Annotated in this window: 14 protein-coding genes; all 14 read left to right on the forward strand. The window is 45.0% G+C overall.

The annotated features are described in order from the left end of the window. Positions 1–29: 29 nt before the first annotated feature. Complete coding sequence (locus J2Z66_RS10865) at positions 30–218, forward strand: hypothetical protein (protein WP_209971401.1); 189 nt, start codon at positions 30–32, stop codon at positions 216–218. Positions 219–576: 358 nt separating this feature from the next. After that, positions 577–2,577 (forward strand): methyl-accepting chemotaxis protein, encoded by a 2,001-nt coding sequence (locus J2Z66_RS10870; RefSeq protein WP_209971402.1) that lies wholly within the window; start codon positions 577–579, stop codon positions 2,575–2,577. A gap of 322 nt (positions 2,578–2,899) precedes the next feature. After that, positions 2,900–3,076 carry a hypothetical protein gene (locus J2Z66_RS10875; protein WP_209971403.1) on the forward strand — a complete coding sequence of 59 codons (177 nt, stop codon included), beginning with the start codon at positions 2,900–2,902 and terminating at the stop codon, positions 3,074–3,076. A 578-nt stretch (positions 3,077–3,654) separates the two neighbouring features. After that, the gene (locus J2Z66_RS10880; protein ID WP_209971404.1) at positions 3,655–4,380 is read left to right on the forward strand and encodes a DsbA family oxidoreductase; all 726 of its coding nucleotides are present in this window, start codon (positions 3,655–3,657) and stop codon (positions 4,378–4,380) included. Between the two features lie 139 nt (positions 4,381–4,519). Then, positions 4,520–6,061: a response regulator transcription factor gene (locus J2Z66_RS10885; RefSeq protein WP_209971405.1), complete on the forward strand. Its 1,542-nt coding sequence runs from the start codon at positions 4,520–4,522 to the stop codon at positions 6,059–6,061. Positions 6,062–6,069: 8 nt separating this feature from the next. Further along, positions 6,070–8,754, forward strand: coding sequence for a sensor histidine kinase (locus J2Z66_RS10890; protein WP_209971406.1), 2,685 nt, complete (start codon positions 6,070–6,072; stop codon positions 8,752–8,754). A 118-nt stretch (positions 8,755–8,872) separates the two neighbouring features. Further along, the gene (locus J2Z66_RS10895) at positions 8,873–10,297 is read left to right on the forward strand and encodes an ABC transporter substrate-binding protein (RefSeq protein ID WP_209971407.1); all 1,425 of its coding nucleotides are present in this window, start codon (positions 8,873–8,875) and stop codon (positions 10,295–10,297) included. A 34-nt stretch (positions 10,298–10,331) separates the two neighbouring features. Further along, the gene (locus tag J2Z66_RS10900; RefSeq protein WP_209971408.1) at positions 10,332–11,222 is read left to right on the forward strand and encodes a carbohydrate ABC transporter permease; all 891 of its coding nucleotides are present in this window, start codon (positions 10,332–10,334) and stop codon (positions 11,220–11,222) included. 31 nt (positions 11,223–11,253) lie between these two features. Beyond that, positions 11,254–12,081: a carbohydrate ABC transporter permease gene (locus J2Z66_RS10905; protein ID WP_209971409.1), complete on the forward strand. Its 828-nt coding sequence runs from the start codon at positions 11,254–11,256 to the stop codon at positions 12,079–12,081. Between the two features lie 38 nt (positions 12,082–12,119). Next, complete coding sequence (locus tag J2Z66_RS10910; RefSeq protein ID WP_209971410.1) at positions 12,120–13,250, forward strand: sialidase family protein; 1,131 nt, start codon at positions 12,120–12,122, stop codon at positions 13,248–13,250. A 4-nt stretch (positions 13,251–13,254) separates the two neighbouring features. Next, positions 13,255–14,409 (forward strand): trans-sulfuration enzyme family protein, encoded by a 1,155-nt coding sequence (locus J2Z66_RS10915; RefSeq protein ID WP_209971411.1) that lies wholly within the window; start codon positions 13,255–13,257, stop codon positions 14,407–14,409. Positions 14,410–14,922: 513 nt separating this feature from the next. Then, complete coding sequence (locus J2Z66_RS10920; protein WP_209971412.1) at positions 14,923–15,273, forward strand: hypothetical protein; 351 nt, start codon at positions 14,923–14,925, stop codon at positions 15,271–15,273. A gap of 301 nt (positions 15,274–15,574) precedes the next feature. Then, on the forward strand, positions 15,575–16,741 hold the full coding sequence (locus tag J2Z66_RS10925) for an iron-containing alcohol dehydrogenase (RefSeq protein ID WP_209971413.1): 1,167 nt from the start codon (positions 15,575–15,577) through the stop codon (positions 16,739–16,741). A 151-nt stretch (positions 16,742–16,892) separates the two neighbouring features. Next, positions 16,893–17,119 (forward strand): hypothetical protein (locus J2Z66_RS10930; RefSeq protein WP_209971414.1); only part of this gene is annotated, 227 nt, incomplete at its 3' end.

Below are 17,119 nucleotides of genomic sequence, written 5' to 3' on the forward strand. Positions count from 1 at the left end.
CGTTAAAAGAGGAGGGATGGCCTCTTTGGGTGGTAAAAGGGGATGCAGAACCTCTTGGTTGTGCCCGCTGGCGGGGCCGATCTTCAGTCCCAGCGGCTTGGTCCGCGGGGAAATCTCCTTCCATCCAGAGAAAAACCCTTGCTGGCTGTCCGTTTGAGCATGGTGTTCGTGCGATTGTAGCTAAAGAGAGGGAATGGCTGTGGGCGGAAGAGCGTTAGCGTCCGCCTTTAAAGATTTGTTCCTACATCTTCATCGATACCATTCAAGGGAACAAATCTTTAACAGCGGCTGGAGCCCACAGCCATTCCCTCTGCAACGCACCCAAGTCACGAATACGCACCTCAAAGGGCGCCGCAAGGTGTTTTTCCTTTAACAGCGGCTGGAGCCCACAGCCATTCCCTCTGCAACGCACCCAAGTCACGAACACGCTCATCAAAGGACGCCATAAGACTTAATATATTTGTTTGAAAATAGGTATTTATACCGATTTTTTTCGCTGATTAGAAGAGGACTTTGGCAGAATATGTCGAAATTTTAGAAGTCAGATTATGATCAGAATTGGAGTGTTCCGTACTTATGCTCTCTCAGTCGATAAAATACAAAATCATTTGGCCTATGGTGGTTACCTTTATCCTGGTTACGGTCGGTATGGCGGCCATTATTTACGATACAGCAGCCCATAGCATCTATAATAAAGGCTACACAACGATGGAAATTGCCAAGCTGGGCATTGAGAACACGATGATTGCCAAACGAACAGCGGAAGAGGTTATGGAGAAGGAAATGTACGGGCAGGCTGTGCTCGTTTCCTATCTCGTTGAGCAGGGCATGAATTACGATATGATCAAAGAGATTGCCGCCAAAGCAGAAATTGATGAAATATGGGTTACGGATGGCAAAGGGAAAGTTGCGCTTACGAATACAGCTCCCCACGTGGATTTTAATTTCAGTGCCGATCTGCAGGGACAAGCTTATGAATTTATGAGCTTGATCGACAAGGCGAAGGACCGGGTAGCGCAGCCAGCAACAGAACGGACGATCGATGGCAAAATATTTAAATATGTCGGAGTCGGCGGCTGGTCATCCTCGCGTATTGTGCAGGTTGGACGGGAAGGACAACGCTTGTCGGAGTTAGAGCAGACCATTGGCTCGGAGTCATTGATTGCAGAGTTAAAAACAAATCTCAGCACGGATGTTCTTTTCTCAGGTGTAACGGACAAGGAAGGCAATCTACTGTATGCCAGCGATGCGTCGATACCTAATCTGAATGCCCAGATTCCAGATATCACTCAGTACCTGCAGCAGGAAAAAACAGCGAGGCTAACCTCTTCGTTCCAAGGGAAAAAAGTGAATTACTACATATCCACCTTATCCAATGGACAAGGCTTTGTCATGGCTCTTTCCACAGATGTATTGAATCGGATCCGCACGATAAGTGTGGTTTCCACAGTATGTGGATTGCTGCTTGTCGGGCTCGTCTTATTTGCAGTAGTTAACCGCCAGTTTAAACGGCTTGCGGGCTTGCACCATGCCATGACTTCAATCAGTGAAGGCAATGGTGATTTGACGCACCGGCTTCCGGCGGGCTCGCAGGATGAAATTGGGCGGCTTTCCTCTGCGGCTAACCGTTTTATTGAGAAAATTCATTCTATCGTTATAGATGTGAAGCGAGCGACAGAATCCAGCAGCAAGGATGCCGGGGAGATCAAAGATACGACGGACCGCACACTTGAGCTGGCCAAAGAGATCAACACAACGGTTCATGAGATGACAATGCTTTCCATCAAGCAGTCGGAAGAGGTAGAGCAGGGGATGGAAGCGGTCCAGAAGCTGGCCTCTTATATTGATGAATCCAAGCAACATACACAGATGCTGTACGATTATAATCATGCCGGACAAGCGAAGCAGGAGCAGGGTCTTGCAGCAATGGAGTCGCTGGCCGATTCTATGAAGCAGAACGTGCAGGTTGTGCAGAACGTCATGGATAGCCTGAACAATCTGAAAACAGATATAGATGCTATTAGTGAAATGGCTGAGGCGATAACCGGTATCTCGAGGCAGACCAGGCTGCTTGCTTTGAACGCTTCTATTGAAGCGGCCAGGGCGGGAGAGCATGGTAAAGGATTTTCGGTAGTCGCCGCCGAGGTAGGCAAGCTGTCTGAGCAGGCGAGTCAGGCTTCGGAGCGAATTCAGGATTTGGTCGAAAATGTACAGGATTCAGCAGAAAGCACATTAAGCTCAATGAACGACGCGGCAGCCATTATCCGGCATCAGGAGTCCTCGGTGGAGCTGACTTCTGAGGCTTCTATAACGATGAAAGAAACGCTAGCTTCAACCCGTGAGCTGATCGCTAGGATTACGGAGTCGATGGAAACTGTAGGCAGCAGCAAAAATCACATTCTGGCTTTTATGGAGTCGACCTCAGCTATGTCTGAGCAAGCGGCTGCCAGTTCGCAGGAGGTTTTGGCTGGTGTTGAATCGCAGGTTGGCATGTTTGCGAATGTTCATTCGCTGGCACAAAGCTTAAACCAATTGATGGTGGAGCTTCAAACGGTTGTTGACCGCTTTAAAGTATAGGGACCTTATTGGGAGGATACGGAAGGAAGTTTCCGAATACCCTGTGCTGAGCTGGCCTCATCCTTTCTTAGCCCCGCTGAGCATGGATGAGGCTTTCTTAGCCAATTGTTCATTAAAAATGATCTTTGTTATACTTAAAAAGTCCCATTCGGAAGCAAAATGGATCGGAAAATGAATGGGGAGCGGATAGGAAACGGATAGAACGGATAGGTAGCGGATAGGTAATTGACAGGAATTGCACAGGAATTGGATAGATAATGGAACTGGAATTGGAACTGGAACAAAAATAACTCGGAATCGAAGTAAGCAGGAGGTTATTAACTTGACTTATGTAAAATTACTAGGACGCCGGAGTGAAATTCTCAAACGTAACATCGGAAATCTGATTAGTAAAGATAATCAGTACGGCTTGAGTGACCAGGAAAATATGTTTTTTAAAAATATGATTAAAGAGCTTCATCAAAATGAATATGAGCTTAATTCCAGTAGAAGAGATTAATTATTGGGAATAATTGTATAATTTGTTTGAATGAGGGACCGCTGCGTGCAGAATGAATCACGCAGCGGTTTTTTTGTGAACTTATTAGAAAGTATAAGTTTTTTGGGTGATGCCTGGAGTGAAAAATTCCCGAATACACAGTGTAGCTTTACAGTGGGAAAGTGGACGGTGTGACTCTTCATCCTGCGAGGGAGTCAGAAAGGAAGCTCAGATTATCCTATCGCCACTATCCCACTCCCTCAGGAAAGTAACTTCTACTGATAGTCCGTTATCCGTTTGATCGTAGTAGTAGCAGCCCACCCTCGCTGAAATGAGCGTGTACGGGTGTGGGAGGAAGAACGATATCGTCCGCCTTTAAAGATTTGTTCCTACCTCCTCATCCATTTCATTCAAGGGAACAAATCTTTAACAGCGGCTGGAGCCCACACCACTTACCTCCGCAACGTTCCTACGTTACGAACATGCACCTCAAAGGACGCCGCAAAGGTGTTTTTCTTATGATACGATAACCGTTGCTCTTGCTTAAAAAGAGAAATAGGCATACAATTTGCTTTAATGATCTGACAGGAGGTTCATATATGAAAGTTGAAATTTGGTCCGATTTTTTATGTCCGTTCTGCTATATTGGCAAGCGGCGCTTTGAGGCAGCGTTAGAGCAATTTGCCCATCGGGATAAAGTTGAGGTTGTTTTTCGGAGCTTTGAGCTCGATCCGAATGCTGACCGGGATCTTAAGGAAGATGTGCACAGCATGCTGTCAGCCAAATACGGTATGAGCCGGGAGCAGGCCAAAGCTGCTAATGATGACTTAACCAAACAGGCAGCAGCCGTGGGCCTCACCTATCATTTTGACACGATGATTCTAACGAACTCGTTTGATGCTCACCGCTTAACGCATTGGGCTGCAACGCATAGCAAGAGAAGTGAAATGACAGAACGTCTGCTTAAAGCCTATTTCACCGATTCCAAGCATATTGGCGACCATGAGACGCTGGCTGCACTGGCAGCAGAAGTAGGTCTTGATCAAGCGGAAGCCGCCGCGGTGCTGGCCAGCAGTCAATTTACGAATGAGGTACGTTCCGATGAGGAAGAGGGCAGCCGGCTTGGAATCCGCGGCGTTCCATTTTTCGTCATTAATCGCAAATATGGGATTTCTGGTGCTCAGCCAAGTCAAGTCTTTATGGAAACTATGCAGAAAGCCTGGGATGAAGACAACACTTTAACGATGGTAGATAACTCAGCCGGCAGTGAAGGGGCAGACGCCCCCAATTGTGAGGGCGGAGCTTGTGACGTCCCATCAAATTGATCCGAGTTCACCTTATTTTATGCACTAACATGTTCTTAAGAGAGCCGCTCTAATCCTGAGTCAGGCTCTTTTATTCTGGTCATTGACAACATTTTGGGGTTTGTTTAAGGTAGGATTACGGATAAGGAGGGGTGAGGCGTTGTATTCAGTTATGCTGGTAGATGATGAGCACGTGCTTAGAGAAGGGATGCGGAAGTTCGTTCCCTGGGAGCCGTATAAAGTGACCACCATTTTTGAAGCATCCTGTGTGTCCGAGGCGTTGGAGGTTCTCAGTCACAATGCGGTCGACTTGATATTTCTGGATATTAAAATGCCCGGTGAATCCGGCCTGGATTTGCTGAAGCATTTGTATGAGCACAAAAGTGAAGCTCACGTTGTGATGATAAGCGGGTATGATACTTTTGATTATGCGCAGATTTCAATCCGTTACCAGGCGATGGACTATTTGTTGAAGCCAATTAAAATTGAGGATATCAAGCGGATTTTAGACGGATTTTGTGAGAAAAAAGCGCTGCTTGCTCAAAACAAAGCGGATGAAAAGAAGCTGATGAATGAATTGTTCGCTGCTGATTTTTTTAAATGGATGAACGGGATGTACGATGAGGAGTGGTATCGCAAGCTGCTGTCCAAGTTTTCACAATGCTATGAAGACATGTCGTTTCGTATTATGTATATTTCATCACCTCCAACTATCTCATCTAAAGGAGCAAGCATCAACGAACATAATAAAAGCATCCTCACAGAGCAGCTCCTAACTTTACCCCATGCAGAGGCAGTTATAGCGCTTGAAGAGCGGAGCCTCAGCTATATGCTCATTTTTGTTTCCCAGAAGGAAGAGAACACGAAGGAACAACTGCTGGAACTAGCAAGCTCGTTATTTGCTTTATTGCCTGTTGACAGTATTCTTTTTGGGGAGGCTTTCAAGAATGAGAGGATTGGTTCCTGCTTGTCCTTGGCCTCTTTGAACGGGTTGAAGCAGCAGATGTTTTACAGCTCTGAGCCTATTATTTTTGCTAATGAGGAAACTTCAACTGTTGTTAAAGAGTTTATCATGGAGGAAGGGCTTGCGAAGGAGTTTGCGAAGGAAATTGAGAAAGCATTCCACATGAATGACGGCGTCAAAATAAACCAAAATTTATTAAAAATGTATCAATATGTTAAAAATAAACATGCATATGACATGCAAAGTGTTCGAAATGAATACATAGCATTCGTACAATCCCTCTATGCTGAGCTTGCGGAACTGCCGTGTGAAGTGGAGGAGATGATGGATGCTACAAGCTTGAAGCTGCTTCATGAGACTGTGGTGCGGCAATTAGGCGTACTATTTGAGCATGCGGAGCTAAAGATGAAGAGTACGGCCCATAAAATGATAAAGGATATAAAAAAATATGTCGACATGCATATCTCTGAACCGATTTCGCTTATTGAACTGGCGGAAATGTTTCGTGCGTCCAGCGAATATTTGTCGCATCTTTTCAAGAAGGAAGAAGGCATCAATTTTAGCCAATATTTAAAGCAGACCCGGATTAACAAAGCGAAAGAAATTATGAAACAAAATGTGCATTTGAAAATATACGAGGTCGCTTATCAGGTCGGATATAATGATGCGAAGCATTTCAGTAAGGTTTTCCGGGAAATGACGAATCTGACTCCAGCTCAATATTGGGATAGGGTGTGAAGTGAACGATGCGGCGGAAGATTTTTTGTTCATCTATGATACTCACCTTATGCTTGTTTGCTTTTACGGCATGGGTCTCGTTTGAGCTGTCAGCGCAAAAGATAGACAGTGAACGCAGCAGACTTCTGGAGCACATTAAGCTTAGAGTGATGAATAATGTGGTCACCATGTTTGAACAAACGGAGAAAATCGCACTGCTAATTTCTGAAAATAAAGATCTGATTTCCATGTCAACGAACCATTATGAGGAAGCGAATGCGGAATTGGAACGCATCAAAATGGTTGAAGAAACGCTTAGCGGAACTATTTTCTTAAATCCTCATATTGAAACGATCATTATTTCACTGAAAAATGGAAGATCCTACATGTCTACAACGCGTTCTATATCTGCAGCTTCGCTGCGTCTTTCAAACGTTTACGGCTTGCCGCAATTTGATAAGGTGCATGACAATCAGGAAGGAGTTTGGCTCCCTCCAGGCACGTTTACGTTGGAAAACGAAGTGGCTGAAGCGAAATATTTTCGGATTCTGTTTGAAAACCGCTATACGTACAGCAAAAAAATCGATGATGAAATGATCGTGACACTTGTCGTTGATTCCAAAGCGATTCAGCTTTTTCTGAATCAGCCGGATTCGACCTTTGCCTATGAAATGTCAGTGGAGAACTCGGATTTGAGCCGCACCCAGGCGGGAGTAAGCGATATGGTTAATGAACGGTATGGTTTTGAAATTAAGCCCCATATTGTGGATTCCGACTATAAGGCCATAAAGCTGCAAAATGTGAAGATTCTAATCGCCGCATGTATAGTTCTAATGCTAATTGCAGCCTTGAGCAGCAGCTGGTTTTCCTTGAAAATGGCTTCGCCGATCCAGCGGATGAAACGGCAGGTTGCCGATATTCACAATCTTGAGAATTCGAGCGATATTATGCTGTATAAGGTAAAAAGGAAAATTCCAATCAGCTTCCGTCTGAAATTATCGATGTACCTGGTGACCATCAGCTTAGTGGGCATCGCTGTTATTTTTATTGTGAATTACTACTATGCCACGCTGGCGATGAAGGATCAGGTGAAAAAATATTATTTTGAATATTTATTCCAATCCGAAAATTCAATTGAATTTAACTTGAAAAATTCGGAGCGCTTTTCTACGGCCATATTGCTCGACCGCAAGCTGCAGCAGCTGATGCAGGGGGAAGGCAGCAGTGAGGATGTGGCGAAAGAGCTGATCAAACAGTTTTCCTACCAGCACATTATTAGCAAAAATATAAATTATGTGAATATTTACAATCAGGAAGGGGAGATGGTTTTCTCCACCATATTGTCTTTTCTGAATCAACAGGCGATTCAAAAAACGGCGATCTATCCCTTACTAGAGAAGTCCAATGGGGAAACGATTTATTTCAATGAGAGGCGCGATCCATTCGGGGATCATGTGATTTCAATTGCCAAAAAAATCAACAGCACCCAAAGCTCCAGCAAGCTGATTGGTTACTATCTGCTAGCTGTTAATGAAGCTGAGTTCAAGTTTTTAGGTGAAGACCTGGGCATCCCATCCTTGAATTTTATCGTAGCCGACTCTAACCGGGAGATTATTTATAATAAGAAGGATGCCGCGATGGCAGAGCAAATTCTCGCAGTGGACGATATCTTTCATCAAGACAAGGGAATCGTGCAGAGAACGATCCAGGGGCGGGAGAAGCTGCTCATGCATGATGCGCTCGGTGAGACGCAGTGGAAGGTCATTGGTTCGATCGATACGAAGGATATTTTTCAGAGCCAACGGGAAATAACGCTCGTCTACGGCTATTTGCTGCTTGTTATCCTGATCCTGATTAGTGGTGCGATTTATTTAATTGCCCGTAGCATTTCTGAGCCTGTGCAGCAGCTTGCTATGAGAATAAGGAATATGATTCAAGGCGGGTTTCAGGACAAGCATTTCCCTGTCATTCAGAGTACGGATGAAATTGCCGAGTTATCGGTCCATCTCTACGCCATGATCGAGAAAATTCAAAAGCTGATGAGCGACATCTATACCTTCGAAGTGAAGGCAAGAGAGATCGAGCTGCAATTTAAACAAGCAGAGCTGGCTAATCTGATGAAGCAGATTAATCCGCATTTTCTGTACAACACTTTGGAGACGATCAAATGGATGGCGATGGAGCTGACGAACGGGGAAAATAAAGCAAGCGGCATGATTCATGAGTTATCTGCGTTTCTGCGTTCCAGTCTGCAGACGGATATGAAAATGACGACGATTGAAGAAGAGATTTCCCGCGTGAAGGCATACTTGTATATTCAGCAAATTCGTTATGGCGACAAGCTTAAAGTGAAATGGGCGATCTCACCCTCAGCAGCGAAGCAGCAGGTCATTAAATTTATTTTGCAGCCGCTGGTTGAAAATGCGTTAATCCATGGCATCGATCTGAAAAAGGGGAAAGGCGTAATCTTCATCAGCATTCAGATGGTCCAGCAGCGTTTAATCGTGTCTGTCATTGACAACGGGGCTGGAATTGAGGCAGCAAAGCTATCCGCCATTCATGCCTCCTTGCATGTCAAAGCGGGTGACGCTCATATCGGTCTGCGCAATATCAGTCAAAGATTACATTTGATCTATGGGGAGAAGGCAGTGATGCAATTACACAGTAAAGTGCTCCACTGGACTAAAGCTACCATAGAAATTGGTATGGAATAACCGGGCGTTCATGGAACTTACCCTCCATTTATCAAGATCACCTCATATGAATTCGCTTACAACTGTTTTAATATTAAAGATGTCAGGAAATGAAACAAGATTAAGGGGAGGCTTACAAATGATGCGTGAAAAAAGAAAAGGATTATATCTGGCTTTAGTTCTGACACTGGTGATTGCTCTTGTAACAGCATGTGGCGGGGGTAAGCAAGCACCGGAGGAAACAGGCTCAGCTGGAGAAAAAGGGAATGAAAATAAGGAAGAGAAAGTGAAGATTGTTTTAGCGTCCTATTCGTTGAATGATAACAACAGAATTAATCGTTTATTGGAAAGATGGAATGCCAAGCACCCGAATATTGAAGTCGAATACAAGGACTTTCCTAATGACGAGAAGGAATATTACAAAGCTCTGGACATTGCCCTGGCAGGGAATGAAACGATGGACGTGATCGTGGTAGACTATGAAAACTCTGTCCAAAAAGGCCAACAGGGCGTGCTGCTGGATGTGAATCCGCTGGCGCAGAAGGACAATTTTGATTTGGCAGAAAACTTTGGTCCTGTGATGAAGGATATTCAGACAGATGGCAAAAATTATTACCTTCCTTATAACATTGCATTCGATGTGCTTTGGTATAACAAAGATAGGTTTGATGAAAAGAAATTGACTTATCCTGATGAAAACACAACTTATCCGCAACTGCTTGAGCTTGCCAGACAATTAACACATGGTGAGGGAGCAAACAAAGTATACGGGCTTGTACTCGGCTACCGGGCGCCTAGCTCTGCCTTGATGCCTGCCGAAAGTGCCGGATGGAACTGGGTTAAGGAGGACGGGAGTCCGAACTTCGATGATCCGAGAGTCAAAGAAGCACTTGAATGGCATAAGCAGCTTTTCGATGAGGATCTGGCGCCTACGTTCGTTCAAATGGAGATTGAAAAAATGAATAACCGGATTCTGCTTGCACAGAATAAAGCGGCTATGATCGTCCGGAACTGGTGGACGCCTGTGCAATGGAATATGTTCAGATTTAACGATAAAGTGTTTTGGCAGGATGGCATCGACATGAAATTGGGAGCTACGTTCGCACCGAAAATCAATGAAAGCGCGCCTTCGAAGGTGCAGAATATTTCTGCGGGGTATGGCTATGCAGTTTCGGCAAAATCCAAGCACCCGGATGAAGCTTACCAATTTGTGAAGTTCATGGCTACGGAAAGCTACGACATTCTGAGTGTAATCCCTTCTTACAAAAAAACCGATGTTAGCCAGTTCGCTTCTTTATTCAACAGCTTTACCGACAATGATAATGTGGAGCATACAGATATTTACCCGCAGGAGCTTATTGATCAGATTAAAAAGGTGAATGATGAATCGATTTCGGTGAAAAGTGCTTTAAATCCGCCTGTTGTAGATCCAAGTATCAGAAATGCACTGATGGATCTGCTGAACAGAGAGAGCAGCAATTATTATAGCGGCAAGGTGCAGTTGAACGATTTTATCAGCAAGCTGCAGACCGAAGCCGAAAAAATCATCAAAAATCTTAAATAGCGTCTGAGGCGCCGTGGATTGCAGGTGGTACTTCTTGATAAAAAACAGAAATAATTTACGTGAAAATATAACCGGCTATTTGTTCATTTTGCCTAATTTAATCGGTTTAGCGGTTCTGGTTATGTATTCACTTGGCTATTCACTATTTATAAGCTTTACAGACTGGAATTTGATCGGTGGCCTGGGAAATACCAAGTTTGTCGGGTTTGACAACTACAAGCAGCTTTTGACAGATGAGTTGTTTTGGACGTCCTTGTACAACAATTTTTGGTTCTTGCTTGTAGTGCCGGTTGAAACCGTGCTGGCCTTGATGCTGGCGATCGCTTTAAATGAATTCGTTTTTGGGAGGAAGTTTCTGAGGGTTATATACTTTCTCCCCTATATTACCAATATGGCGGCGATTCTGATCGTTTGGCACCTGATGTTCAATCCGCAGAAGGGGCCTGTCAACCTGCTGCTTGGAGCGATCGGAATCAAAAATCCACCAACCTGGCTGCTTGATGAATTCTGGTCTAAGCCTACCGTCGCTTTATTCGGGATATGGACGACATTAGGGTTCTATATGCTTGTGTATTTAGCAGGCTTGCAGAGTATTCCGAAGGAGCTTTACGAATCTGCAGAAATTGATGGGGCGGGTCCTTTTAAAAGATTTATTAACATCACGGTCCCGCTTGTTTCTCCAACGACCTTTTTTATCGTGATTATGTCTGTGCTCAAAGCTTTCCAGCAGTGGTCGAATATTCAAATTTTAACAGAAGGGGGTCCAGGCGACTCCACTTATGTACTCGGCTATTATATTTATAAGCTTGGATTTAACTACTATAGGATGGGCTACGCTTCAGCCATAGCTTGGGTGTTCTTCGCGATAGTCGTTATCATTACATTAATTCAATGGAAAGCGCAAAAAAAATGGGTACATTATTGATCTGTAGAGTAGATCAGGCAGGAGGCATACAATGGGCAAATGGTTTACGAAAGCTGTAACCAGTGTCATTATGTGGGGAATTGCAAGCATAATGCTCCTGCCGTTTGTCTGGATGCTTTCATCATCACTGAAGACGAGCGCCGAAGTATTTCAGTTTCCAATCGAATGGATTCCCAAGCATCCGACCCTGGGCAGTTACAAGCTGTTATTTTCATCCAAATATAATTTTGGTTTGTATTATTTCAATACATTTATTGTCACCTTGATGTCTATTATTGGCGTTGTTTTTGTAGGCAGCATGACCGCATATGCTTATTCGAAAATTCGCTTTGCTGGCCGTAATTTCATATTCTTGCTGATGATTGCGACGCTGGCGATTCCTTTTCAGGTGGTTATGATTCCGAACTTCATTATTTTTCGCAGCTTTGGTCTGCTGGACACCTTGACCTCGCAGTGGATCGGCGCGTTTCTAAATCCGATTATGGCTATTTTCTTTTTGCGTCAGTTTTTTATGACGATTTCCAATGAGCTGATTGATGCGGCAAAAATAGACGGCTGCGGCCACTGGCGAATTTGCTGGAGAATTGTTGTTCCTTTGTCCAAACCGGTTTTATTTACGGTCATATTGATCTACTTTGTAAGCTCCTGGAACAATTACGAAACGGCGCTCTTGTATTTGCGCAAGCCCGATCTATATGTAATTTCGCTCGCTGTGAAAATGTTTTCCGGTGAAATGCATGTGAATCACGCGGCATCCATGGCTGCATCCGTGATCTCGATCATTCCATTGTTGATTTTGCTGATTTTCGGACAAAGATATATCATCTCTGGATTGACTTCAGGGGCCATTAAAGGATAGTGGGAAAAAGGATTAGGGAAAAAGTGGAGGGAAAAGTTATGGGAACTGGAGAATTGAGATATCAAAGCATAGAATCCGATATGTTCGTTGGCCGCAGGGGCAGGCTGAAGAGATACCTTATTTGCTCGCTGCAAGGATTTTTCCCTGTGCTTGTGCAAACTGGCAGCAGCAGCCTCTCTGTAGTATACAGGACTGGTGCGCCGCATGTCGGCATCTCGGGTACGCTGGCTGTTTCCAACTCTAATGACGGCGGCAAATCGTGGTCCGACCCTGTAGAGGTAGCTCCCCGTTATGATGATGTACGTAATCCGGCGTATGGTGTTAATAACGAAGGACATTTGGTTTTGGGCTACTGGGAGGCAAAGCAGCACATCTATGAAGAGGATCAGGAAGGGCACGGGCTGAAGTACGTTCCTGCTGCTGCAGAAGATGAGCGATACAAGGTGGCTGCAATGTTTACCGTAGTTAGCAAAGATGGGGGCAAAAGCTGGAGTGAACCGGTCTCCTACACATCCAAGTTTCTCACCTTGGCTTCGCCCTATGGAAGAATAATTACTTCATCTGATGGGACTTTGTATATGTCCGTATACGGCACCTTACGTGAGCCTGTTGAAGGCATCAAAAACGCATGTATATTAGTGCGCAGCACAGATGGTGGTGTCACATGGGGGGATGAGTCTCTGGTTGCCATGGGCTTTAATGAAACCTCCTATGCCTTTTTACCAGATGGCACGTTGTTTGCAGCCGCCCGCAATGACCAGCGCTACAGCTATATTTCCACTTTGTTTAGTAAAGATAATGGACGGACCTGGAGCGAGCCGGTACAAATTACCCGTGATTATGAGCATCCCGCGGATGTCACTGTGCTCCAAAGCGGCAAGCTGCTACTTACGTTCGGCAGAAGAGTACGCCCTTACGGGTGCGGTGCTTTGCTTAGCGAGGATGGAGGCCAAACCTGGAACCGCAATGAAGAGGTACTGTTGGCGGGGGACGGGGCGGAAAGCCTGGATGTCGGATATCCCTCAACCGTGCAGATCGAGGATGGCACCATTATTACCGCCTTGTACTATGCCAGTGGCTCCGATGCCGGGGGTGCGGACTATTTGAAGGGATGGGGGAAAATTTCCTGTCAGGCCATCCACTACCGGGAAGAACAGTTGCGGCTTTGATATTATGAAAAAACACTTGGCGTCCGAAGATATATGCACACACTTGGGGGATGAGTATGATCGTTACTTGGGAGCGATCATACCACCTATTTTTCAAAACACCTTATTTACACACAAACATACAGATCATGGTTATGCTTATTCAAGAATCAGTAATCCGACCATTGAACTGGCAGAAAAGAAGCTGGCAGCCTTGGAGGCAGGGAATTGGGCGGTGTGTTATTCCTCAGGCGTAGCTGCAATATCTGCGGTCATTGCTTATTTTGCTGCTAACGAAAGCCACATTATATGCATAAAGAACACGTACGGTAGAGTAAACCAATTGCTGGAGCATTATTCGCGTAAATTTCAGATAAGCACGACCTTCGTTGAAGGGAATGATCCAGCAGAAATCAAAGCGGCTATACGCCCTGAGACGAAGCTGATCTATTTGGAAAGCCCCTCCTCGCTGGTGTATCAGATGCAGGATCTTGAGGCAATTGCATGCATAGCTAAGTCACATGACATTTATACGGCAATTGATAACACTTGGGCTTCACCTATTTTTCAAAATCCGCTGTGCTTTGGTATCGATCTGGTCATTCATTCCCTATCCAAATACATAGGTGGGCACAGTGATTTGATCGGTGGAGTGGTCATCGGCGCAGACATGGAGATGGGAACGGGATTCCATGAGGAGCGGGCGATGTTCGGCGCTGTAATGGATCCACATTTGTCCTGGATGGTTACGCGCAGCATAAGGACTTTGCCTGTGCGCATGAAGCAGCATCAAGAAAATGCCCTGCGAGTGGCTTCTTTTCTGGAGGGGCACCCTAAAGTATCTCAAGTATTTTATCCCGGTCTGGCAAGCCATCCGCAGTATGAGCTAGGACTTAAGCAAATGAGCGGGTACTCGGGAGTCATGAGCATCGCTGTTTCCGGTGAACCGGAACAAGTCGCGAAAATGCTCAAGCAGCTGCAATATTTCGAGGTTGGCTCGAGCTGGGGAGGCTTTGAGAGTTTGATTGCACTGTTACCATTTAATGAGAAATTGGCCGGTGAAATGAACGAAACGATCAGTGTATCAGCACCAAAATCTTTACTGCGGATTTCTGTAGGGCTGGAAAACGTACAATCGTTAATCAATGATTTGGACAGAGCATTGCATACACTGGATTAAACCGAAACGCATAGCTAACTTTAATATATCTGATTTGGGGCTGCAGACAAAATGGGTTGAGGATGATGTACTCAATCTATTTTATCGGCAGCCTTTTTTCAGCCTTACCCTCCGCAACGTCTCCAAGTTTCGAACACGCACTTCGAGGGAGTCAGAAAGGAAGATTATCCTATCGCCACTATCCCTCTCCCTCAGGAAAGTAACTTCTACTGGCAGTCTTCATCACCAGCTCCTGCACCTGCTAGGAAATCTCCTCTAACTAAGAGAAAAAACCTTGCTGGTTGTCCGTTTGAGCTTGGTGTTCGTGCGATTGTAGCTGAGAGAGGTAAGGGGTGTGGGAGGAAGAGCGATAGCGTCCGCCTTTAAAGATTTGTTCCAACCCCCATATCCATTCCATTCAAGGGAACAAATCTTTAACAGCGGCTGGAGCCCACATCCCTTACCTCCGTAATGCACCAACGCCATGAACACACTCCTCAAAGGACGTCGCATGGGCTCGTGGAGAAACGCTTAGTGCAAAAAAGACGTTTGTTTAAACGCTATAAACCTTTGTTTGGAAGCGTAACTGTGATAGTTTTAGCATTAATAATTCTTGCAGCAAATGAAAATTACTTAAGGAGCTTAATTTTTAATGGCAATGATATTCAGGAAGATTTACCAACCCACACTATTCTATCTTTACCCGACAATCCTAATGGTTCCCAAGAGAAATTCCAGGTTGTAGACGGACTCACTATTGAAGAAGACGCGAAGATCAGTATGAGCAAGAAAGCAAATCTGTCTGGTTCCGCGGAAGAAACGACAATCGCACTTATTCATTATTGGAAATTTACAGCTGAATTCGCTTGCGATATTAGTAACTAGTTATCATTTTGAAGAAAATAATTGGGTAATACAAAGCTATAGTTTAGAAAATATCGATAAAAGCACAATTGTAACTGAGATAAAATAAACATTCTAGGGGTATTACATGTTATTTTGCGGTGAAGCTTTGCAGTGATAAAGTTAATTCTGTTCATTCAAGGGAGTCAGATAAGGAAGTGCAGTTTTTTCTTATCGTCACTATCCCTTTCGGTCAGGAACCCGTTTTCTGGTATAATGAAGGAATCGATACAGCAAGCAGCATCACAACCTACTCTGCAAAAAAGAAGGAGACTGCAAGCGTATGAATGCATTCCAATTTCAAAATCCGACGAAAATCGTTTTCGGACCTGATACTGTGGAAAAGCTGGGTGAGTTGGTACAGCCTTTTGGCAAAACCGTCCTGCTCGTTTACGGCTCAGGCAGCATCAAGAGAACCGGTCTTTATGACCGTGTGTTGTCACAGTTGAATGGGATCGGCGCGAAGGTGCTTGAACTGCCTAACGTGGAGCCGAATCCTCGTCTAACGACAGTGAAGAAGGGCATCGAGATCAGCAGGACCCATAAGGTTGATTTTATATTGGCTGTCGGGGGAGGCAGTGTCATTGATGCAGCGAAGGCTGTTGCGGCGGGCGTTCCTTACGAAGGTGATGTATGGGATTTCTGTATTCGCAAGGCCGTTGTTCGCGAAGCGATACCTTTGGGTACTATCCTGACATTAGCCGCTACCGGCTCTGAAATGAACGGGAATGCAGTCGTTTCCAATTGGGAGGAACAGCAGAAGCGGGGCCTCGGCAGCCCGCACCTGTATCCTAAATTTTCAATATTGGATCCGACGCTTACTTATACAGTTCCACAGGACCAGACGGTCAATGGCACCGTTGACATCATGTCGCATGTTTTTGAACAGTATTTCAGCCGAACTGCGGATACTCCTCTGCAGGAACGGTTTTGTGAGTCGATACTTCTGACTGTAATTGAGAATGCCGCGAAAGCGCTGGCCGTACCGGATGACTACGCTGCAAGGGCTAATCTGATGTGGGCAGGGACTATGGCTTTAAATGGTGGCTTGATTAGTGTTGGGGTGCAGAACGATTGGGCTTCACACGGCATCGAACACGAAATTAGTGCGATCTATGACATTCCACATGGTGCTGGCTTAGCGGTTGTATTTCCCAACTGGATGAAGGCTGTTTTTCAAGAGAGACTTGACCGGTTTGTCCAATATGCAGTCAGGGTATGGGGGATCGATCCAACCGGGAAGACGGATGAGGAAACAGCATTAGCGGGCATCGCAGCCACGCGGGCTTTCTTTACGAGTATCGGTGCTCCAAGCAGACTGGCTGATTTCGGAATCGGCAGTGAGCATCTGGACCGGATGGCTGAGGAAGCAGTGCGTTTCGGTTCAATTGGCTCATTCAAAAAGTTGGAAAAGCAGGATGTTCGCGATATTTTGGAGCTTAGTTTATAAGAGATAATTAGATTTGATTTATTGCCGTTTTTGAGATACAATGACACCATATGAATGACGGAGTGAAGCACACTTTGAACGCCTTTGTAATTGAGGCGCTTGGAGTGTGTTTTTTTGTTCATTTTGAGCAGATTTGAGGGAGGAGAATTGAATGGCTGATAAAAGTAAACTAAGCAAAAAAGAAGGCGAAGGCACAGACCAAAAGATAAGAAAAGCATCCTTGCCGCACGACGAGGCATTTAAGAAGCTGCTGCAAACATTTTTCGCTGAATTTATCGCGTTATTTTTCCGGAATTGGATCAACTGCTGGATCACAGTCATACGAGGCTCCTCATGCAGGAACAGCTTGTGGACATCGTCGGGGAAGAAGCAAAGCAT

The sequence above is a fragment of the Paenibacillus eucommiae genome (genome assembly GCF_017874215.1).
GTDB lineage: Bacteria > Bacillota > Bacilli > Paenibacillales > NBRC-103111 > Paenibacillus_AI > Paenibacillus_AI eucommiae.